This is a genomic window from Pectobacterium actinidiae, assembly GCF_000803315.1.
GTDB lineage: Bacteria > Pseudomonadota > Gammaproteobacteria > Enterobacterales > Enterobacteriaceae > Pectobacterium > Pectobacterium actinidiae.
On the sequence record NZ_JRMH01000001.1, the window covers coordinates 676,089 to 697,882 of the forward strand.

General features: G+C 50.6%; 16 protein-coding genes. 11 read left to right on the top strand and 5 right to left on the bottom strand.

Going from position 1 to position 21,794, the window contains the following annotated elements:
• Nucleotides 1-96: 96 nt before the first annotated feature.
• Nucleotides 97-1,812, bottom strand: coding sequence for a four-carbon acid sugar kinase family protein (locus KKH3_RS02870; RefSeq protein ID WP_039355587.1), 1,716 nt, complete (start codon nt 1,810-1,812; stop codon nt 97-99).
• Nucleotides 1,813-1,845: 33 nt separating this feature from the next.
• Nucleotides 1,846-2,850, bottom strand: coding sequence for a 4-hydroxythreonine-4-phosphate dehydrogenase PdxA (pdxA, locus tag KKH3_RS02875; protein ID WP_039355588.1), 1,005 nt, complete (start codon nt 2,848-2,850; stop codon nt 1,846-1,848).
• Nucleotides 2,851-3,094: 244 nt separating this feature from the next.
• On the opposite strand from pdxA, the gene KKH3_RS02880 reads away from it, so the two are divergent.
• Entirely contained in the window at nt 3,095-3,889 is a 795-nt protein-coding gene (locus tag KKH3_RS02880; RefSeq protein ID WP_039355589.1) for a triose-phosphate isomerase, read from the top strand.
• A 33-nt stretch (nt 3,890-3,922) separates the two neighbouring features.
• Nucleotides 3,923-4,888 carry a sugar-binding transcriptional regulator gene (locus KKH3_RS02885; RefSeq protein WP_039355591.1) on the top strand — a complete coding sequence of 322 codons (966 nt, stop codon included), beginning with the start codon at nt 3,923-3,925 and terminating at the stop codon, nt 4,886-4,888.
• A 33-nt stretch (nt 4,889-4,921) separates the two neighbouring features.
• Here KKH3_RS02885 and KKH3_RS22180 read toward each other — a convergent pair whose 3' ends face one another.
• The gene (locus KKH3_RS22180; RefSeq protein ID WP_159440281.1) at nt 4,922-5,083 is read right to left on the bottom strand and encodes a hypothetical protein; all 162 of its coding nucleotides are present in this window, start codon (nt 5,081-5,083) and stop codon (nt 4,922-4,924) included.
• 59 nt (nt 5,084-5,142) lie between these two features.
• Here KKH3_RS22180 and maeB point away from each other — a divergent pair, with 59 nt between their 5' ends.
• Together maeB and mtr are read left to right on the top strand one after the other, a co-directional pair.
• Nucleotides 5,143-7,422, top strand: a complete 2,280-nt coding sequence (maeB, locus tag KKH3_RS02890; RefSeq protein WP_039355593.1) for an NADP-dependent oxaloacetate-decarboxylating malate dehydrogenase — start codon at nt 5,143-5,145, stop codon at nt 7,420-7,422.
• 441 nt (nt 7,423-7,863) lie between these two features.
• Nucleotides 7,864-9,138, top strand: a complete 1,275-nt coding sequence (gene mtr / locus KKH3_RS02900) for a tryptophan permease (RefSeq protein ID WP_039355595.1) — start codon at nt 7,864-7,866, stop codon at nt 9,136-9,138.
• A gap of 64 nt (nt 9,139-9,202) precedes the next feature.
• Here the strand turns inward: mtr and KKH3_RS02905 are convergent, their stop codons facing one another.
• Both KKH3_RS02905 and hemF read right to left on the bottom strand, forming a co-directional pair.
• Nucleotides 9,203-9,655 carry a YaiI/YqxD family protein gene (locus KKH3_RS02905; RefSeq protein ID WP_039355596.1) on the bottom strand — a complete coding sequence of 151 codons (453 nt, stop codon included), beginning with the start codon at nt 9,653-9,655 and terminating at the stop codon, nt 9,203-9,205.
• A 3-nt stretch (nt 9,656-9,658) separates the two neighbouring features.
• The gene (gene hemF / locus KKH3_RS02910) at nt 9,659-10,591 is read right to left on the bottom strand and encodes an oxygen-dependent coproporphyrinogen oxidase (RefSeq protein ID WP_039355597.1); all 933 of its coding nucleotides are present in this window, start codon (nt 10,589-10,591) and stop codon (nt 9,659-9,661) included.
• Nucleotides 10,592-10,772: 181 nt separating this feature from the next.
• On the opposite strand from hemF, the gene KKH3_RS02915 reads away from it, so the two are divergent.
• The 7 genes from KKH3_RS02915 to KKH3_RS02945 all read left to right on the top strand — a co-directional run bounded on the left by KKH3_RS02915 (nt 10,773) and on the right by KKH3_RS02945 (nt 21,692).
• Nucleotides 10,773-11,198 carry a GNAT family acetyltransferase gene (locus KKH3_RS02915; protein ID WP_010284320.1) on the top strand — a complete coding sequence of 142 codons (426 nt, stop codon included), beginning with the start codon at nt 10,773-10,775 and terminating at the stop codon, nt 11,196-11,198.
• 333 nt (nt 11,199-11,531) lie between these two features.
• Nucleotides 11,532-12,488 carry a TonB family protein gene (locus KKH3_RS02920; protein ID WP_039355598.1) on the top strand — a complete coding sequence of 319 codons (957 nt, stop codon included), beginning with the start codon at nt 11,532-11,534 and terminating at the stop codon, nt 12,486-12,488.
• A 76-nt stretch (nt 12,489-12,564) separates the two neighbouring features.
• Nucleotides 12,565-15,150, top strand: coding sequence for a TonB-dependent receptor plug domain-containing protein (locus tag KKH3_RS02925; RefSeq protein ID WP_039355599.1), 2,586 nt, complete (start codon nt 12,565-12,567; stop codon nt 15,148-15,150).
• A 105-nt stretch (nt 15,151-15,255) separates the two neighbouring features.
• A complete protein-coding gene (locus KKH3_RS02930) occupies nt 15,256-18,030 on the top strand; it encodes a M16 family metallopeptidase (protein ID WP_039355601.1) in 2,775 nt (924 codons plus the stop codon).
• On the top strand, nt 18,027-19,700 hold the full coding sequence (locus KKH3_RS02935) for an ABC transporter ATP-binding protein/permease (protein ID WP_039355603.1): 1,674 nt from the start codon (nt 18,027-18,029) through the stop codon (nt 19,698-19,700). Before KKH3_RS02930 ends, KKH3_RS02935 begins: the two co-directional genes overlap by 4 nt.
• Nucleotides 19,701-20,012: 312 nt before the next feature.
• Nucleotides 20,013-20,624, top strand: coding sequence for an RpoE-regulated lipoprotein (locus tag KKH3_RS02940; protein ID WP_039355604.1), 612 nt, complete (start codon nt 20,013-20,015; stop codon nt 20,622-20,624).
• Nucleotides 20,625-20,792: 168 nt separating this feature from the next.
• Nucleotides 20,793-21,692: a Dyp-type peroxidase gene (locus KKH3_RS02945; protein WP_039355606.1), complete on the top strand. Its 900-nt coding sequence runs from the start codon at nt 20,793-20,795 to the stop codon at nt 21,690-21,692.
• Nucleotides 21,693-21,794: the final 102 nt, after the last annotated feature.

A 21,794-nucleotide genomic window follows, 5' to 3' on the forward strand; every position in this document is an offset into this window, starting at 1 on the left:
GCAACATCCAGGTCTGTTAATCAGACCTATGCAATACGTCAGATTTATTATTTATATCGACTTTCTTTTTTGCTCTTTTTTACCGTTTTTTATTTATTACATCGTTTCCCGGTGAATATGATGAATAATGGTATGGATGATATCTTCCGGTCCGGTTAGGCCACCTTTCCCGACACAAATTAGCCCTTCATAATCACCACCAATAATTTTGACCAGATCGGTTTGGGGAATAACGTAATCCACCATTTCAATGCCGTTAGCACCGAGCTGCTTGAGCACGTTGACCATCGTGTCCCCGCCCGTCATATACAGCCCTTTAATCTCAGAGGCGGCGGCATCAAGCACCGTTTTGACGATATTTCCCAGACCCTGATTGATATTTTCTGCTGCCTGACCGTGCGCCAGCCCAAAGCGCTGCTCTTCCTCATTAAGATCGAGCAGACGGCCTGTTAATGCGGATTCAAATACGAAGATGGCATTGGCGTGAGTTTTCACGCACTCCAGCGCCTGCTTGACGACTCTTTCTACTTCGATATCCGCCGAATGTTCTTTATCAATCAGCAATTCGGCATCGATAGGAATATGGCAAACGCGTGGGTCGGTTTCAATCAGTGCGGTAAGCTGCTTTTTGGTGACCGGAGTTGCGCTGCCTGCTACGACAATAATGGAACCCTGTTGTTGTTCCTGAGGAATGAGCGCTTTCTCTTTGCGTTCCTCGTCGCGGATCATTTCTCGGGTGAAGGCCAGACGCTCGGTGAAGGGGCCAGGGTCGACGGCCAGCACATTCCAGTTCAGCTTGGTGACTGCGCGAGCAATATTCTCTACATCGGCGAGTGAAATCGCATCGACGACAATCACGCGAGCGCCTTCCCGCTGCTGCTGAACCAGCGCATCGCTGATGGCGTGATAGCCTTTTAGCACGCAAGAAAGGGGAATATGTTTCACCTGATGATGGGTTTGCTCACTAAGCAGCCCAGGAACAAAGGTTTCCGTCACCGGCGTACGAACATCTTTAGCGACATCGGTGCAGGATAGGGCAACGGAATCAATCACCGAGTAGCCGCCGACGACAATACGGCGTGACTGTGGCATGGCAGGCACCACCACAGCGACAGTTTCCTGCGGCAGTACTTCCAGCATGGCATCAATTTCATAGCCAATACCGCCGCGCAGCGTAGTATCAACCCGTTTGGTGAAATACACCGCACCGCGTTCCAACAGGGCTTGCGTCGCGTTTCTTACGCGATTTTTTGCTTCTGCTTTGGGTAGCGGTCGGCTATCGCTGCTGATCACCATGGCCTGCCAGTCTGATTCACAGTCCGTAAACGACGTGGTATTAAAAAAGGCCGCGGTTTTCATGCCGCTGCGTGCCAAGAGAACGCCAATCGTTGTCGCGCCAGTGAGATCGTCAGCGACGATGCCGAGTTTATCTCCTTGTTTCCCCTCTGCCCGTAATCGAATTCCGGCTGGCGTGACATCCGAGACGTAGATCTCTTCCCGAATGTATTCCGCCAGCGGCCCCGTTTTTGCCGTTGGATGGAGATTGATTGTCGGGATCCCACGTTTGGGATAAAGACCGCAGCGCAGCGTACCGCCGCAGTCGATGACCACTAAGCCGATCTCCTGTTCATCCGGTTCGCCGTGTTTGAAGACATCCACAGATTCCCAGCCAGTGAGTTCCATTAACCGATCGACTACGGTGGGGCGAATGCCCCCGGTGATGTAGGCAATCTTTTTCCCTGGTGTGACATTAATAAGCAGTGGTCCGCCCCAGCCTTTACCGCCTCTAATAATTTCCAAATATCGCGTCATGGCATGTTCTCCGTCAGTGATCTGAAACCTGCATTAGTGCTTCATTTTCCAGTAACGTGCGGCAACCAGCGTCGATTCCAACATGCTGACCGTGCCCGCTTTACCCGTTCCCGCAATATCAAAAGCCGTGCCGTGGTCGACAGAACTACGCATAAACGGTAAACCGAAAGTGATGGTGATAGAGCGCTCGAAATCGAGTGTTTTGCAGGCGATATGCCCCTGATCGTGGTAGAGCGACAGAATGGCGTCGTAATGCCCTTGTTTTCCGAGGTGGAAAACCGAATCCGCCGGAATCGGGCCTATCGCGTTGATGCCCATCTCCTGAGCGGCTTTGACGGCAGGAATCAGGTTGTCTTTCTCTTCATGACCAAATAGGCCGTTATCTGAGGCGTGCGGGTTGAGGGCGGCAACGGCGATACGCGGATTGTTGATATTGAGTGCGGTGAATTCATGATGGATTTGCTGAACGCAAGCGAGGACACGTTCTTTGTTGGCGTAGTCGCAGGCTTCTTTCAGGGCGATATGGCGGCTGACAAAAAACACCCGCAGTTTTTGCACATGAAACATTGTCAGGCCGTAATCTGAACCGGTTTCGACCTGATAAATTTCGGTGTGGCCTGGTAATTTACAGCCCGCGAGTTTTATCGCTTCTTTATGAATCGGAGCGGTAGAGACGACATCGATGTCACCGGCCATACCTAATTCAATGGATTTCATCACGTAATCAAGAGACATCTTCCCAGCCAACTGCTGGACCTTACCCCATTCGATGCTATCGCAATCATATTCACCGGTTTCCAATACATCCAACGTGCCCCAGGTGAATTTGGCCTCGGCGGGAGAGGTGATGACATTGATCGAAAAATCACAGTGTTTGATGGTCATCGCGCGGCGGATGATGGGGACCGAACCGATGAGGAAAGGGCGGCACTCTTCATACACGTCTTTATCCATCATGGTCGCTACTGAGATTTCAGGGCCAATCCCTGCTGGATCGCCGATAGTCAGAGCAACAACAGGTTTTTTTGCGGTCGACATAATTTCCCCTTTTTATCGTAAACCGATGTGGTTTTTGTTCATTTGTTCATGTATTGAACTTTTGTTTTATGGGATTTTACGGTTTAATTAAGAAATAGCTTTGAATTCGATCACATTAAAGACAATTTATTTCTTTTTTATACGTTTTAGTGATCGAGCATTTGTTTGTTGTGTGAATATAAGTTTGGTGTCAGGACTTTTGTTACGCTACGGCGAAAGGCACAGTGTGAAAGGAGGAGATGACATGAAAAAAGTGATGATAGGCACGAGCTGGAAAATGAATAAAACCCGACAGGAAGCAATAGACTACTGCGCGGTGTTATCCCGACAGCTTAATTCTGTGGCGGGTGAATGCATTCAACCCTTTGTGATTCCCCCCTTTATGTTGATAAGGGAAGTAACCGAGTACCTGTCTGCGCACAAGGTGAATTGCCTGACAGGGGCGCAAAATATGCACTATGCTGACAGCGGCGCGTGGACGGGAGAGGTTTCTCCGGTGATGGTATGTGATTGCGGTGCGACGCTTGTCGAGCTGGGGCATTCCGAACGGCGGCAACACTTTGCGGAAAATGATGCGGATATCCAGAAAAAAGTGCAGGCGGCACTGCGCTATTCGTTACGTCCGCTGGTTTGCGTGGGGGACAGCGCACAGGAGAAGGCGTGGGGTGTTTCCAGAGAAACTGTTATTCGGCAAATGAAAATTGCGCTTGCAGGTTTACATGCAGAGCAGGCGGAAAACGTCATCATCGCGTATGAGCCTATCTGGGCTATTGGCGAAGGGGGAACGCCTGCCACCGCACAGGAAGCGCAAGCTATTCACGCTGCTCTGCGTCAGGCGTTGGTTGCCCTGTATGACGAAGACATTGCTTCTCGAATGACGCTTCTGTACGGCGGCAGTGTGAATCCGCATAATACGAGCGAACTTATTCAATGCGTCGATATTGACGGATTATTTATTGGCAGGTCTGCATGGGATGCGGAGCATTTCTGCCAGCTGGTACGCAGTGTTTCAGCATTGTTGAATGAACAGGGTGAGTGAGTGACCCTAAGCGAAACCAAAATGGGTTAAGCCATGAGTGAATTTGATTCAGACAGTGAATTACTAACGGAAATAGCCGTCGCGTATTATGAAAATCAACAAACTCAGGAAGAGATAGCCAGCCGTTTTGGTATCTCTCGTATTAAAGTTGGACGTTTGTTGAAGCGTGCGCGGGCGGAAGGGATCGTGGAAATCAATGTCCGTTATCATCCGGTATTTAGTTCTCAGCTCGAACAACAATTTATTAAGAGCTTCGGCATCAAACGTGCGCTTATTGCTATTGACCACCACGATGAAGACGAACAACGCCAGCAGGTGGCCTCGCTGGTGTCCACTTACTTGTCCAGCATTTTGAAAAATGGCATGTCCGTGGCAGTTGGGCAGGGGCGTAACGTGGCGGCTGTCGCCAGTCACGTGGGCGTTTTTCCAGAACGACACTGCAAATTTATCTGTGGTATTGGCGGTACGCAGCGCGATGGCGAGCTGATTGATGCCGATCATATCAGCCGTCATCTGGCGCGAAAATTCAATGCCACAAGCGAAACGCTGTACGCCCCTGCTTATGTTGAAAATCCGGCGCTGAAATCTTCCTTTATGCAAAACCGTTTGATTAATGACACGCTTGAACGTGCAAGCAAAGCGGATATTGCGCTGGTGGGATTAGGCGATATGAACGAAAACAGCTTCATGGTTCAACTCGGCTGGTTCACCTCACAGGAAATCATCACGGCGCGTCAGGATGAGGGGGTTGTCGGTGATATCGCTGGCTATGCTTTCTTGGATATTCAGGGGCGACCTGTCGATACGGTGATGAATGACAGAGTGATTGGCCTGAGTCTTGATCAGCTTCGCAAAATCCCTTACGTGATCGCTATCGCCTCTGAGAACACTAAAGCAACGGCGATTCTGGCTGCGTTACGCTCCGGTATTGTGGATGTTATTGCCACCAGTGCTAGCAACGCGCGTACGGTGTTGAGTTTGATCTCCGCCAAACACTAGTTTTGCCCTATCTTTTCTCGTCGCCCATCTGTTTTATCGACTCTCTGCTTTATCGCGTGGTGCATCAGCACCGCGCGATTTTTTCTTGTTGCGCAACTGGCCGATGAACAAAAAACCGTCAAATAAAATAACTATATTAACCAGCATTCCCCCGCAGTTTTTGCCATCCTCGGTAGTTTCGTCATTCGCAAACACTATACTGGGTACTCTTGACCCTACAGACACAACACAACAAAACCGAAAAGGTACATAAAATGGATGAACAGCTAAAGCAAAGCGCCCTTGATTTCCACCAGTATCCGATTCCCGGAAAAATTCAGGTTTCCCCGACGAAACCGCTGGCGACACAGCGCGATCTGGCGCTGGCCTATTCTCCTGGTGTTGCCGCTCCCTGTCTGGAAATTGCGGCAGATCCGCTGGCTGCCTACAAATACACCGCGCGCGGCAATCTGGTTGCCGTTATCTCTAACGGGACGGCTGTTCTGGGTCTCGGCAATATCGGCGCACTGGCCGGTAAACCGGTGATGGAAGGCAAAGGCGTCCTGTTTAAAAAATTCTCCGGCATTGATGTTTTCGATATCGAAGTCGACGAGCTGGATCCAGACAAACTGATCGATGTGATCGCCGCGCTGGAACCGACGTTCGGCGGTATCAATCTGGAAGACATCAAGGCACCTGAGTGCTTCTACATTGAGAAGAAACTGCGTGAGCGCATGAAGATTCCGGTCTTCCACGACGATCAACATGGCACCGCGATCATCTGTACCGCCGCCGTTCTGAACGGCCTGCGCGTAGTCGAAAAAAATATCTCCGATGTGCGTCTGGTGGTGTCCGGTGCGGGCGCGGCGTCTATCGCCTGTCTGAACCTGCTGGTGGCGCTGGGTCTTCAGAAGCACAACATCGTGGTATGTGATTCACGCGGCGTGATTTTCCACGGCCGTGACGAAAATATGGAAGAAACCAAAGCCGCTTACGCGATTGACGATAACGGTGCCCGTAAGCTGGCAGACGTGATCCCTAATGCGGATATCTTCCTCGGCTGTTCCGGTCCCGGCGTACTGACGCCAGAGATGGTGAAAACCATGGCTCCGCGTCCGCTGATCATGGCGCTGGCGAACCCAGAGCCGGAAATTCTGCCGCCGCTGGCGAAAGAAGTGCGCCCGGATGCGATTATCTGTACCGGCCGTTCGGACTACCCAAACCAGGTGAACAACGTGCTGTGCTTCCCGTTCATCTTCCGTGGTGCATTGGATGTCGGTGCGACGACGATTAACGAAGAGATGAAGCTGGCTTGCGTGCATGCGATTGCCGATCTGGCGCTGGCGGAGCAGAGCGAAGTGGTTGCCTCTGCTTACGGCGACCAGGAGCTGTCGTTTGGCCCGGATTATCTGATTCCAAAACCATTCGATCCGCGTTTGATCATCAAGATCGCACCGGCGGTGGCGAAGGCGGCGATGGATTCCGGCGTAGCGACGCGTCCGATCGAGGATTTCGATGCCTATATCGAAAAACTGACCCAGTTCGTCTACAAAACCAACCTGTTCATGAAACCGATCTTCGCACAGGCGCGCCAGCAGCCGAAGCGTGTCGTCTTCGCCGAAGGTGAAGATGCGCGCGTGCTGCATGCTACGCAGGAGCTAGTGACGCTGGGGCTGGCGTTCCCGATTCTGATTGGTCGTCCGAGCGTTATCGAAATGCGTCTGCAAAAGCTGGGGCTGCAATTGACCATCGGTAAAGATTTCGAAGTGGTCAACAATGAATCCGATCCGCGCTTTAAAGAATACTGGAGCGAGTATTTTGAGCTGATGAAGCGTCGCGGCGTGTCACAGGAGAAAGCGCAGCGTGCGGTGATCGGCAACCCAACGCTGATTGGTTCTATCATGGTTCATCGTGGCGAAGCAGACGCGCTGATTTGTGGCACGATTGGCACGTATGAAGAACACTTCGATGTGGTTGAGAAAGTCTTCGGCTACCGCGAGGGCGTACATGCGGCGGGGGCGATGAACGCCTTGATGCTGCCGAGCGGCAACACCTTTATCGCTGATACCTACGTCAACGCGGATCCGACGCCGGAACAGCTGGCGGAAATCACGCTGATGGCGGCAGAAAGCGTACGTCGTTTTGGTATCGAACCGAAAGTCGCATTGCTGTCGCACTCCAGCTTCGGCACCTCGGACTCGCCAACAGCACAGAAGATGCGGGAAACGCTGGCGCTGGTCAACAAGCTGGCTCCTGAACTGGAGATCGACGGCGAGATGCACGGCGACGCCGCGCTGGTGGAAGCGATCCGTCGCGAGCAAATGCCGGACAGCCCGCTGAAAGGCTCGGCGAACATCCTGATCATGCCGAACATGGAGTCTGCGCGTATCAGCTATAACCTGCTACGCGTGTCTTCTTCAGAAGGCGTGACGGTTGGGCCGGTGCTGATGGGGATCTCGAAACCCGTACACATCCTGACGCCAATTGCCTCTGTGCGCCGGATCGTGAACATGGTGGCGCTGGCGGTGGTAGAAGCACAAACTCAGCCGCTGTAAGGGATTTTCAGCTCTCGCAATAAAGACAAACCCAGCCGATTTCTGGCTGGGTTTTTTACTTTCTCAGCTTATCGACCAAATAGTCGCTTAAGAACATAGAACCGATAAAGCACAGCGCAAAGGCGGGGAACATGAGGTTCTCTGGGAATAAATACCAGACCATGAGAAACGAGATCACCCAGAAAATAAATCTCAGTATCCTAGAGAGAATATCGAATAAAACAGACTTCACTGCTTTTAGCATTACCGCATCATCCTTAAACAACTTTTCCCTTTAGTCGCTTACAACATAACACACCATTTTGGGCAGAACCTGAGGTTTTCCATACCGTATAATACGCTAAATCAATGGAATAATTTTCGTTTTATGCCATGATCCAGCTTCATCTATAGAACTTGGTTCCCCGGACTTGATAAAAATCCAATGAGCGACTATCGGTTATGGCAACTCGCGCAGTGAACGAAAATACAGTAGAAAAAAGCGGTACAGAAAAACGTCGTCCTTCGCTGTTTGGCGGGTCGATGATTATTGCGGGAACCATTATCGGTGCCGGGATGTTTTCCCTGCCGGTGGTGATGTCGGGCGCCTGGTTTTTCTGGTCATTTGCCGTGTTGGTGTTTACCTGGTTTTGTATGTATCACTCGGGGTTGATGATACTGGAAGCTAACCTGAATTATCAGACGGGAGCCAGCTTCGATACGTTGACCAAAGATCTGTTGGGTAAACACTGGAATGTCATTAACGGCATATCGATTGCCTTTGTCCTTTATATCCTGACCTACGCCTATATCTCGGCGAGTGGCTCAATTATCCATCACACGCTCGCTGAAATGTCGATCGATTTCTCTGCTCGAACCGGCGGCTTCCTGTTTGCGCTGTTTGTCGCATTGACCGTGTGGTGGAGCACCGCTGCGGTGAGCCGTATGACCGCGTTTTTTCTGGCGGCAAAAGTACTGACCTTTTTCATGACGTTTGGCAGTCTGCTGTGGAACGTTAAGCCGGTTGTTTTACTCAATGTTGCGGAAGAAGCGCCCCGCTATCTGCCGTATGTGTTGATGACGCTGCCATTCTGCCTGGCCTCTTTCGGTTTTCATGGCAACGTCCCCAGTTTGGTGAAGCATTACGGCCACAAACCACAGATCATCAAGCGTTGCCTGTTTATTGGCAGCGTACTGGCGCTGGCGATGTATGCCATCTGGCTGATTGGCACAATGGGGAACATTGCTCGTCCTGATTTTATCGGGATTGCGGAACGGGGCGGTAATATTGACGTGCTGGTGCAGACGCTGGGGAGCGTGTTGAACAGTCCCTATTTGGACGTGTTGCTCACCGTCTTTTCCAACTTCGCCGTCGCTTGTTCATTTCTTGGGGTGACGCTGGGGCTGTTTGATTATCTGGCGGATTTGTTGAAGTTTGACGATAGCCGAATGGGAAGAGCCAAGACGGCGCTGGTGACTTTTCTGCCACCAATCATCGGCGGTCTGCTGTATCCGAACGGCTTTATTTATGCGATTGGGTTTGCCGGATTGGCCGCTACCGTATGGGCCGTGATTACGCCTGCGTTGTTGGCGCTTGCATCGCGTCGCCGCTTCGGTAGCCCGCTGTTCCGCGTGCGAGGTGGCAATGCGATGGTTGCACTGGTGCTGCTATTTGGCATTGGCACCGCGCTGATACACATTCTTTCTAGCCTCGATCTGCTACCGGTTTATCGCTAAGTCATATCGCCATCCTGCTTTGCCTGTTAAAAGTAGCAAACGCGGGATGGCGAGAGCTAGGCCGTTACGGTTTTTTCGCCTGCTGTAACCACTTGTCCAGCTCATTAGCGAACTGTTGGCGGTCTCGCTGATTCAATGCGCTAGGGCCACCCGTTTGTATCCCGCTAGCGCGCATGGTATCCATAAAATCCCGCATGTTAAGCCGTTCTCGGATGGTATCCGGTGTATAGCGCTCTCCACGCGGATTCAACGCGACGCCGCCTTTTTCTATCACTTCTGATGCCAGCGGAATATCGGCGGTGATCACCAGATCGCCAGCTTCAACGCGGTGCACTATCTCATTGTCGGCGACGTCAAAACCCGCCGAGACGCGGAGCGTGCGGATAAAACGCGACGGCGGCACTTTTATGGTCTGGTTGGCAACCAGCGTGACCTGTGTTTGTGTGCGATCCGCCGCGCGAAATAGCACTTCTTTAATGACGTTCGGGCAGGCGTCGGCATCGACCCAAATCTGCATGTTTTATGCTTCCTTGTTGTGCGTGTGACTTTCTGCCAGCCAATCTTTAGCCGGTAAAAAATCTTGATACAAAAGGGCTTCCGGGCTACCGGGTTCAGGCTGGTGCTGATACTCCCAGCGTGCCAGCGGCGGCATGGACATCAAAATTGACTCGGTGCGTCCACCGCTTTGCAGGCCAAATAGCGTCCCACGATCCCAAATCAGGTTGAATTCCACATAGCGGCCACGACGATAGAGCTGGAATTCACGCTCGCGTTCTCCCCACGGCAGATCTTTACGCCGTTCAACGATGGGCAGATAGCCATTGAGGAAGCCGTTACCGACGGCACGAATGAAGGCGAAACTGGTCGCAAAATCTGGTTCGTTGAGATCGTCGAAAAAGAGCCCGCCTATGCCGCGTGCTTCGTTACGGTGCTTGAGGAAGAAGTAATCGTCGCACCATTTTTTATAGCGCGGATAGACATCGTCACCGAAGGGCTGGCACAGGTCGTGGGCTGTCTGATGCCAGTGCACTGCGTCCTCTTTGAAACCATAATAAGGCGTGAGATCGAACCCGCCGCCAAACCACCAAACCGGCTCTTCTCCGGGTTTTTCGGCGATGAACAGGCGCACGTTGGCGTGACTGGTGGGAATGTAAGGACTTAGCGGGTGAATCACCAGCGACACGCCCATTGCCTGAAAGCTACGGCCTGCCAGCTCGGGGCGATGGGTGCTGGCGGAAGGCGGAAGCGATTTACCGATGATATGAGAAAAATTTACGCCAGCGCGTTCAAAGATGCGTCCGCCGGACAGCACGCGGCTGCACCCGCCGCCACCTTCGGCACGCAGCCATTCATCTTTGGCGAAATCGGCTCCGCCATCGATCGCTGCAAGCTGCTGGCAGATATCTTCCTGTAAGCTAAGCAAAAAATGTTTTACCGCATTGACGTCAGACATAGTGGGCGTCTCGTTTCTCTGGCGATGAGGGCACAATAATAAAGGCGGCAGTATACCATCAATGAAATCGATCCCCGGTCACCTGTTGTGTGATTCCTGATGGCGGCGCGCAATTTGAGATTGCGTCTGATAAAAATCACGCGATAATCACGATTTACCTTATTGCAAAATGGCGACTGTGATGGAAATCCGCATATTCAGGCAGGATGACTTTGAAGCCGTGATCACCCTCTGGGAGCGCTGTGACTTGCTGCGCCCGTGGAACGATCCTGAAATGGACATCGAACGTAAGCTCAATCACGATCCCGATCTGTTTCTGGTGGCAGAGGTGAACGGCGAAATCGTGGGATCGGTGATGGGCGGTTACGACGGCCACCGTGGCTCGGCGTATTATCTGGGCGTACACCCGGATTTTCGCGGTCGTGGTATTGCGAATGCGTTGATAAGTCGGCTGGAGAAAAAACTCATTGCCCGCGGCTGTCCGAAAATTCACCTGATGGTGCGTGAAGACAACGATGCCGTGATCGGCATGTATGAAAAACTCGATTATGAGATCGTCGACTGCATCACGCTGGGAAAGCGCCTGATTGAAGATCGGGAATATTGATTGTTATCTCACAGATGCTAAACCGCTATACCCGCGCAGTATCTCCTCTCCATTTCCCTTTCAAGTAAAAAACGCGCCTCGTTAGCGCGTTTTTTATTAATTATCAAATCTTTACTAGTTTTTGTAATGATATTGCAGGCAATTTGTGAGCCTTTATGGGTAATAGTTTTCATTTGTAAAACGATTCTCATTTGTATTATTATTTATTAATGTTGTCCGATCGGTCTTGACATGTTTTTTCGTGTACCGATCTTGCTTACATTTTATTGCCTGGAAGATTGTGATTGCACTGCTGACACCAGGAAGTTGACGTTCAAGAGATGGAGTTGGATAGTGAGTGGTGAAAATCTTCAGGGGGGGTTACTGGGTGCGAATCGCACTGGCGGCGGCGCATTGCTGACTCCCTCATTTGCTCATCCTTCTGCGACCACGTTGACCTCTGATGCCCCTAACTGGCGTTCTCTGGCATTTTTTGTGTTGTCCTGCGTGGCGCATGCGGCGCTGGCAGTTTTCTTTCTATTGCACTATTCCCCGAAAGAAAGCATTGACGATATGGCGGGAAATGCAGGTGGAAGTATGCAGGTGACGATGATGGCTGCGGCGATGTCACAGGTAGCCGAAGCGGCACCACCACCGATTGACCCTCCCGTTGTGCAACCTACTCCCGTGGTGATGCCAATCTTAACGCCGTTACCAGAACACCCCAATCCGGTTATTAAACAGCCTGTCATTGAGCGCAAACCTGTCACGCCCACAGCGGAAAAGAAGCCGCCCGTACGTGAGAAAAAGCAGTCTGAAAAGAAACCAGAAGATAGGCCGAAAGAACAACTGAGAGAACAACAGCAGGCCAAGGCACAGCAGGCAGAAAGGAAAAGTGAGTATCCTGTCGCGACAAGCCAGGCAGGCGATGCGCCTTCGCCGCTGCAAGCTTCTGCTGGCATGCCGGGCAGTGCGGCAACAGCCAAAGCTGGAGAGAGCGAGAACGGTCAGGCAGCGCGAGGTGCCGGGAAAAGCAACAGCCAAAATTTTAGAGCATTGCATCGTCGCGTGAACTATCCCGCGAGGGCAAAAGCGCTGGGTGTGGAAGGAAAAGTGCGCGTCAAATTCGATATCACTGGTAGCGGTACAGTCACTAACGTACAGATTCTATCTGAAACGCCAGACGGTGTATTTGGCGATGACGTAGTGAAAGATATGGCGCGCTGGCGCTATCGGACGGAGGCACCGGTTGAGAATCAGGTGGTTTCCATCGTTTTCAAACTGAATGGTCATATTCAGGTTGATGATTAGCAATAAATGTTACATGCGGTAATTACAAAAATAATTTTATTTTCAAATATTAAGGTTCACTGGGGATTTTGAATAAATGAATAAAAACGTCTATTTAATAATGATTTTGTCATTATTATCAGGGTCGGCGCTCGCACAGCAAAATGATACCTCTGCTGATGAAAATCAGCAGAAAAACAATGCAGAAGCTGAAGAAGAACAGCAGGGTGATTCCTCTTCGGAGAATAGTGAAGATACGATTTTAGTCCGCTCAACCCCGACTAGCCAGTCGATGGGAACGCAGATCATTAATGCCGAGCAGATTAAAAAGATGCCGACGCGTAATGGCAGCGTGACGGAGTTGTTGAAACACAATCCTAATGTCAACTTTGCTAATGAAACGGATAGTAGCTTGACTGCGGGGGAAATTGCTCCTGAGAATGTTTCATTTCATGGAGAGAAATTTTATAACAATAACTTTATGATTGATGGATTATCCAACAACAATACCATTAGCCCAGGCGCTAATGGCGGGACATTGGGGACAAATCCAGATGGTTATAATGCTACTGACTTACCCGCTGGTGGTGCTCAGTCATTTTGGATAAATTCTGAACTAATAGATAAACTAGAAGTTTTTGATAGTAATATTTCGGCTAAATATGGTGATTTTACTGGTGGTGTTGTTGATGCCAGATTGAAAGATCCTGACTTAACAAAATCATCAGGTAAAGTTTCTTATCGTACAACGAGTGATAAATGGACTCGTTATCACGTTGATGCAAAGGATGTTGAAAATTTTGAGTCAGCAACTCAACTTTATCATCAGCCTAAGTTTAAAAAAGAGTTTTATTCTTTAACGTTTAACCAACCGTTAAGCGATAAAGCGGGATTTATTTTTTCCTATAATCGCCAGCAGTCAACGATACCTAATTACCATGTTTATCTTAATGAGTGGCACGATCAAGAGCGTCTCTCAGAGACTTATCTCTTAAAAGGAACTTACTTAGCGGATAATGGGGACATTATTCGTCTGACCGGAATGTATTCACCGCATGAATCTACTTATTATAAAAAAGATGTTAAGAATGGTGGGTTTACGAATACAGGAGGAGGATATCGGGGGAATATCGAATGGGAACATAATGCTAACTGGGGTAAAATGACCAGTCTAGCGGGATATCAATTTGAACAAAATAAAATAGATCACGAATCGGATAACTATCAATCCTGGCGACGTTTCCTGAATAGCCAGAATTTTGTTTCCAATGTTATTGATTGGAGTAGTACCGGTGGCTCGAGTGGACAAAACGCCTATATCGGCGGATATGGCTCTTTTGCGACGGAAAAAAGAACCGTTACGCTGAAACAGGATTATGAACTTAATCCATTAGCGTTATACGGTATTAACCATCAGGTTGATTTTGGCTGGCAGATTGACTCCTACCACGCGCAATACCGCAGATTTCGTGACGTATATTCCAGTCGTGGAACGCCAACGCTTAATGCCAGTACCGTTTGTAATACTGGCGACGTATTTTGTATTGATGGCGAACAATATTACAAAACAGTTGGTTTTTATCCTGCTCGTACAGTCGAAGGTAACTACATCAATTATGCTGTATACCTACAAGATAGTTTGAGTTATGGCAATTTGGAAGTTACACCGGGGGTGCGTTTTCAATATGACGATTTCCTGAAGAATTTGACGACTGCCCCTCGGTTCTCTGCTTCTTATGATGTATTTGGCGATCGTTCTACTCGTTTATTTGGTGGTGCCAATCGTTATTACGGACAAAATATTCTGGCTTACAAGTTACGTTCGGGTATAAGCTCATTTGAGGTACTATCACGCACAAATGCAAATAGTGATTGGACTAGTGGTGGGATTCAAACTGCCTCTTTCGATTATGATGTTTCTGACTTAAAAACGCCTTATAGCGATGAATTATCATTAGGCATTTCACAGCGCGTGATGAATACCATTTGGACATTAAAATGGGTCAATCGACAAGGGAAAGATCAATTTGGACGAGAATCTTATACGGATAGTAATGGTGATCGTTTTTATCGTTTAAGCAACAGTGCAAAAACGGAAGGCAATGATTTTTCTCTGACAGTAGAACCTATCAGTCCGTACCGTTTTTCTCTGGCTGAAGTTAGTTGGTCTTTGAATGCAAAATATGGGAAGAATAAATCCAGCTCTCAAGCGTATTATGATCAGAGTAGCACCGATGATAAAAAGGTCATTTTTGACGGCAAGTTGATGGATAAACGTGATATGGATGCGTTGGACTTCAATAAACCTTGGAGAGCCAATGTAAGCGTAAATACATATTTCCCTGATTTGCGTTTAAATTGGAATCAAAATATTGGCTATACCGCTGGTTTTACGGGATATGTTGTCGGTTCACTCAACTGTCCAACAGATAATGCTGCTTGTGGATCTTATGATGGCAGTGCGGATCTATACGAAAAAGTTAAATTTAAAGACTATTTTACCTACGACTGGCGGTTTAATTACACGCAACCGGTGTTTAAAGATCAAGCCGTTGATATTTCTCTTGATGTGTTGAACGTGCTTGATCAGAAGATCGAAATCGGACGCGGTACTCAATCTACCGGTACCGTTACTTATCAGACCGGCCGTCAGTTCTGGCTTGGTGTCGCTTACACCTGGTAAACCCTATGCCCCGCCATACGTCACATGCTGACGTATGGCGGGGCATTTTGCATCTATGCGCGAAGAGATTGCCTTGCAGGCAAAAATAAAAACGAAAAGGTTGTTATGAACTGGAAGAAATATTGCTGGTTATCGCTAACGGCTGTTGGCCTATTAGCGGGAAGCGTTGTGAGCCAGGCCGAAGAAGTGAAAAGCCCGTTGCCGATCATTAAAGAAGGAACGTTGGCAAATGGGCTGCGCTACACCCTCGTACCGCTGGAAGGGCAGAAGTCGCGGGTAGATATCCGTCTGATTGTGGATGTCGGTTCGATTGATGAGCAAGACAACGAATCCGGCGTGGCACACATGGTTGAACACATGGTGTTCCGCGCCAGCGACGCATTTCCTCAAGGCGTGAGTACGGAACTGCACAAGCAGGGATGGGCGCGCGGGCAGAGCTATAACGCGGTGACCAACTACGAGCGCACCATGTACATGATGAGCCCGCCGAAAGGGAATCGCGATCTAGGGACGACCTTGCAGGCGCTGAGCCAGATGACAGGTCACGCCAAGCTGCTGCAAAGCGATCTTGATGATGAGCGCAAAATCATTCTGGAAGAATGGCGCGGTAAGCTGGGTGTAGCAGAACGTATGAACCAGCAGCGTGTACAGGCGATTCGCCATGACTCTCGCTATCCTTCTCGCCCGACGATTGGCACGGAAAAATCGATTAACGACACGCCAGCTAGCGTTCTACAGGATTTCTATCAGCGCTGGTATCACCCATCGAATATGCGTTTGATGATTATTGGTGATATCACGCCTGCGGATGCGGAACGCGAAATTCAACGCTATTTTGCACCGCTACCGAATGTTGCTGTCCCAGCCCGTGATTATTATGAGCCGTTACTGAAACCGCAGCTCAAAGTGGCGCGTTTGCAGGATAGCCAAAGTGGTAGCAGCCAGGTGTCATTTGTCTACCGTTTCAATGACAAAGATACATTCGGCCTGCCCGATTACCGTCACCGTTTGCTTACACAAATTACGATGTCTGCGGTAACGCGTCAGGTTCGTCGACAGCAGGCGGAATTGCCGCAGGATGCCAGCAGCTTGGTGGTGCGTAAATCAGATATCGGTAAAACGACGGCTGCATTGGGCTTTTTCGCCAATGTGATGCCGGGTGGTCATGACGCTGCTATTTCCGCCGTACTGAAAGAAATTGAGCGGTTTAAACGCTATCCGCTAAACGAGCAGGACATCACGGAGATCACCTCCGACATTCGTGAAGTTGCGCAGCGTATGAGTACTACCCCTGAAACACGGGAATTTTCAGACTGGGTTCAGCAGTTGACCATTGTCTGGCAGCAGGATCGTCCTTATGTCGGCAGCCAACAGCGTGGTAAAGATGCACTGGACGCGCTGGACACCATCACAGCGAAAGATGTGAACCGCCACTGGCAACGCTGGTTAGCTTCTCCTGATACGTTGGTTCAGTTTAGTGTGCCGGGGGCGACACCTTTCACGTTGCCTAACCCAGATGCGATTCGTCAGTTACAAGCTCAGTGGGCGGCAGCGACGCTGGCACCGTTACAGGTAGAGAAAGAAAAAATCATCCCTGAGCTTCCTGCTGTGACGCAAAGCGGAAAGCGTACGGCAGTGAAGACCTTTGCTGCACAGAAGGTCGAGCAGTGGCAGTTGAGTAATGGCGATCGCGTCGTATGGCTGCGTGCGCCAGAAGCGGGTAAGAAAGTGTATCTCACCGCGACGAGTCAGGCTGGATTCATGGCTACCTCGCTGAATCCGTGGCAGGCACAGCTGGCGAGCCAGTTGGTTAATCAGAGCGGACCTGCAACGTGGAGTGGGGAAGCGCTAACTAACTGGAAAAAAGATAAATCCCTGTCTCTGAGCATCGATCAGGAAGCGGATCAACTAACGCTGAGCGGGAACGCGCCGATTGAGCAACTGGCAAACCTGTTAGGGCTATACCGTGAGCTGAATGTGGCACCGGGTATCGATCCTGATGTGATGAAAGAGAGCATGATGAGTCTGGCGCGTCAGAAGGCCAATGACGATCAATCGGTTTCAGGAAAGCGTGCCAGCGAAATTGCCAAACTGCGTTTTGGTGGGCCAAGCTGGCAGCAGCCTGAAATTGCAGAGCTGAAACAAATCTCAGCGCCAGCGTTGCTTTCACAGTGGCATAAAGCCGCTGCTGCACCGGTCACCTACTATCTGATCGCCGATATGCCTGCTGCACAGATTTTGCCGCAGGTTGAACGCTATTTAGCGACGATCCCGCGTCAGTCTGCCAGCGAGGTGAAATCACACTTGGCGCTGCCGGGTAAACGTGAGGCGACGTCGGCGATCAATATCGAACCGCGTGCCGATATCCTGACCTGGAGCTTCACACCGTATACGTGGACGCCACAGGCTGCGGTTCAAGTGAGCATCGCCCGTAATATTGCGAATAAATACCTCAAGACGAGCCTGCGCGATGACGCGCTGGGTATTTATCGTATGCGTGTCGAGAGCGAGCTGGAAGATAAGAAACAGCGTATTGAGACGGAAGTGAGTTTCAGCAGCGCGCCAGAGCGTGCGCAGGAGCTGTGGAAACTGGCCGAGCACGTCTTTGCTGAGCTGCCGACGAAGATTACTCAAGAAGAGGTGGACGATCAGAAGGCACAGTTTATCCGTGCGGAAAAAGGGCGTCAGGGCGATCTCATGACAATACAGCGCCGCCTGCTTCTGAGCTACCGCCACTATGACGATCCGCGCTATCTGAGCAGCGTAGCCAAACTGGCTGACAGCGTCACGCTGGAAGGTGTGCGTGCGATGTCGGCAAAGCTGTATAACCCGGATAACCGCGTGCTTTACATCACCTTGCCGCAAGAGGTGAAAGAGTGAAAAAGGTCATCGCTCAATTTGTCGATCTCTGCCGCCCCTTTTGGGGCGGTAAGCGAAGCTGGCTGGCATGGGGGCTTCTGCTGGCGGCGTTGTCGATGGGGTGGATGATCGTCTATCTTAATGTGCTGTTAAACGAGTGGAGTAAAACGTTTTATGACGCGTTAGGGGCATTCGACAGTGGCCTGCTATTTTCCCTGATGAAAACCTATGCCATTTATATCCTGATCTATATCGGGGTATTCGCGCATCAGGACTGGTTTACCAGTTGGCTGGTGCTTCGCTGGCGTACCGCGTTAACGGAACAGCTGGTTGATAGTTGGATGGCCAAGCGGGCATTTTACCGCATGTCGGTTGCTGGCAAGATCGATAATCCCGATCAGCGTATCGCTGAGGATATCAGCTTGTTTGTTGATAAAACGGTCAGCCTGGTGGTGTCATTTATCGTTGTGACAGTACAGCTTTTTTCTTTCACGGTTATTTTGTGGGACCTGTCGGGTGTCCAGCGGTTTACTCTGTTTGGTGAAGAGTGGGTAATTAAAGGTTATCTGGTCTGGGTTGCCATTCTCTATACGCTCTTTGGCAGCCTGATTACGCATGTGGTCGGTAAGCGTCTGCATGGTATCAATTATGACAAACAGCGTGCGGAAGCGGATTTCCGTGCGTCTTTGTTACGCAAGCACGATAACGCGGAGCAAATTGCGTTGTACGGTGGTGAACAGCAGGAAAAAAGCCACCTCAAGCGTAATTTTACTTCCGTCGTCACCCATTATTGGCGGTTGATGAATGCCGAACGTAATCTGGTTTTTTTCACTTCAGGTTATATGCGCGTCAGCCAGATTGTGCCCATTTTTGCTGCACTTCCCGCTTTCCTCAGTAAAACAGTAACACTGGGTGGGTTGATGCAGATTCGCGGGGCATTTGGTCAGATACACATTGCGTTGAGCTGGTTTATTCGGATGTATAAGGAACTGATGATTCTTTCCGCCAGTATGGCGCGCCTGAGCCAGTTCAAAGAAGAAATCAAACGTCATCAGTCTGAACAGGCCGATGCACCAGTCGGTCAGGATTTACGTATTGAGCAACTCTCTTTCACCACACCACAGGGTTCTCCGCTGTTGCAAAGTGTGGATCTACGCTGCGAAGCGGGGAGCTGGAGTAAGCTGTCTGGCCGCAGCGGGCTGGGCAAATCAACGTTGCTACGTACGCTAAATGGTCTGTGGCCGTATTACGATGGCCGCTGGCAGTCGCTTGAAGGGCGTAGCCTATTGCTACCGCAGCAAAGCTATTTGGGTCAGGGTACGCTGGCGGAGATCCTCTGCTATCCACATCCGCCGCTGGCCGACACCGAGATGCTGCGTCAGACGCTCGATAGCGTCGGGTTGGGCGCGTGGCGCGATCGTTTGAGTGAGCAACTGAACTGGGATCGGGTGTTCTCCGGCGGCGAGCGGCAGCGTATTGCCTTTGCCCGTGCGCTGATTGCCAAACCTGATACGCTCTATCTGGACGAAGCAACGAGCAATCTGGATCATGACGCTGCCAGACAGCTTTTGGCGCTGGTCAAGATGGCGTTGCCGATGTGTACCGTGGTGGCGATTACGCACCAGACGGAGCTGGACGATCTGTTTACGCACCGTTATGACTTAACGGATTTTGCCTCACAGCGCAGTTGATGTTGCTCGCAGGCCTTCCGGCTTTCGGGAGGTCTGCGGTTCTGGTAGGTTTCTTGTCCCATGCCCCCTATAATCTTCCGCAGAATTATCTCATGTCGATCGTTTCAGAATCGAGATTCCGGGGCGACCACGGTGCGAGGCATCCCTACGGATGCCTCATCCCCGTGTTTCCCCTCAATCCACGGTTAGGTGAATATCAGACATCAGCGTCATTTTGTCTTTTACGGCACTTTTCGTCGCTCGCAGACTCCAACCCCCATCCTGCTAGGGTAGTTGATGACGGAAGCCGTTCAATCTTGAGGAGTACATGCCATGAATTTTCGCCCGCTGGGTTTATCGCTAGTGTTGGGCTTACCGCTGCTGCTGACCGGATGCAGCACGCTTTCCAATTTCTCCTGGTCCAGCCTGTCGCCGTTTAACTGGTTCGGTAGTTCGCTGGAGGTTACCGAGGCGGGGATTGGTGGCATCAATGCTGGTACGCCGCTGTCCGAAGGCGCGCTACAGAGCGCACTGGATGGCAGTTATCAACTGCGTAGCGGAATGGGGACGTCCAATGGTCAACTGGTTGCCTTTTATCAGGCGCTGGATGGCAAAGACGTGAAGATGATCATCAGCGGCCAGCCGAAGGGCAGCGTGTGCAAAGTTGAGGTCATGGATCCGGCCATTGGCAGCGCAGGTGGGGTGAAAATAGGGGATGTTTTTAGCAATACCTACAGTAAAGCGTTTGAATCCTGCCAGTTAGGGCAAGGTGATGATGCGCAGAGCGTGGAATGTGCTGCGCCGCAGAGTGCGCATATCAGCTACGTCTATTCCGGCGAGTGGAGCGGCCCGGAAGGTTTGATGCCGCCCGACGATATCCTGAAAACCTGGAAAGTGAGCAAGATCGTGTGGCACGCGCAGGCGCGCAACACATCCGTTTTATAAAAGAGCATCTTTACATCCAAGACGAATTTGTCTTCACGCAAGGTAAAAGTCAGGCGGCTTCCGGTATGATAGTGGCACCGCCTGATATTTTTTCGGCGGCCGTATGTGCCATCAGTATCGTAGTAAACCATAACAACAAAGAAAAAATTGACGCTTGAGGAAGCAGAAATGACACCAATTCAAAGCGGTATTTTATTGGAACACCGCCGTTTTGCCATTTTTATGGAAGCGATGATTCAGGGAGAGTTTGATGCTATCCGGCAGGGATGCAAAAAATTCTGTCAGACGTTACAAGAGTTACAGCAGCAGTATCCCGATGCGGGATTAGGCGCAGTGCTGGCATTTGGCAGCGATGTCTGGCGCGATCTGGATTGCAACCACGGTGCGGCGGAGCTGAAACCGTTCACAGCGCTGGGTAAAGGCCTTGCGCCTGCCACGCAGCGCGATGTGTTAATCCACATTCAATCACTTCGCCATGATGTGAATTTCACGCTGGCACAGGCCGCGCTGGCCGCGTTTGGTAGCGCGATTCGTATCGAAGAAGAGACGCACGGTTTCCGTTGGGTGGAAGATCGCGATCTAAGCGGCTTCATTGACGGTACGGAAAATCCGCAGGGCGATGCGCGCCACGCCGTGGCAATTATCCCGGAAGGTCAGCCGGATGCGGGGGGCAGCTACGTGTTTACCCAACGCTGGGAGCACAATCTGAAGCAGTTGCAGCGTTTTAGCGTGGAACAGCAAGAGCAAATGATTGGCCGCACCAAGCAGGATAATGAAGAACTGTCTTCCGATGAGCGCCCTGTGACCTCTCATCTTAGCCGTGTGGATTTAAAGGAAGACGGCAAAGGGCTGAAAATTCTGCGTCAGAGCCTGCCTTACGGCACCGCGAGCGGGAAAAACGGGCTTTACTTTATCGCCTACTGCGCGCGTCTGCATAACATTGAGCAGCAGTTGCTGAGCATGTTCGGCGATCGTGACGGCAAACGTGATGACATGCTGCGCTTTACGCGTGCCGTCAGCGGCAGTTACTTCTTCGCGCCTTCTCTGGATCAGCTTTTATCGCTGTAAGATCTGACCTATTTCCCCGATGCCTGCGTTCATGCAGGCATCGATTTTTTCCACTTCTTTGCAGGATTTTCCTCTTCCAGCCACTTCTTTTCCCTTGTTGTT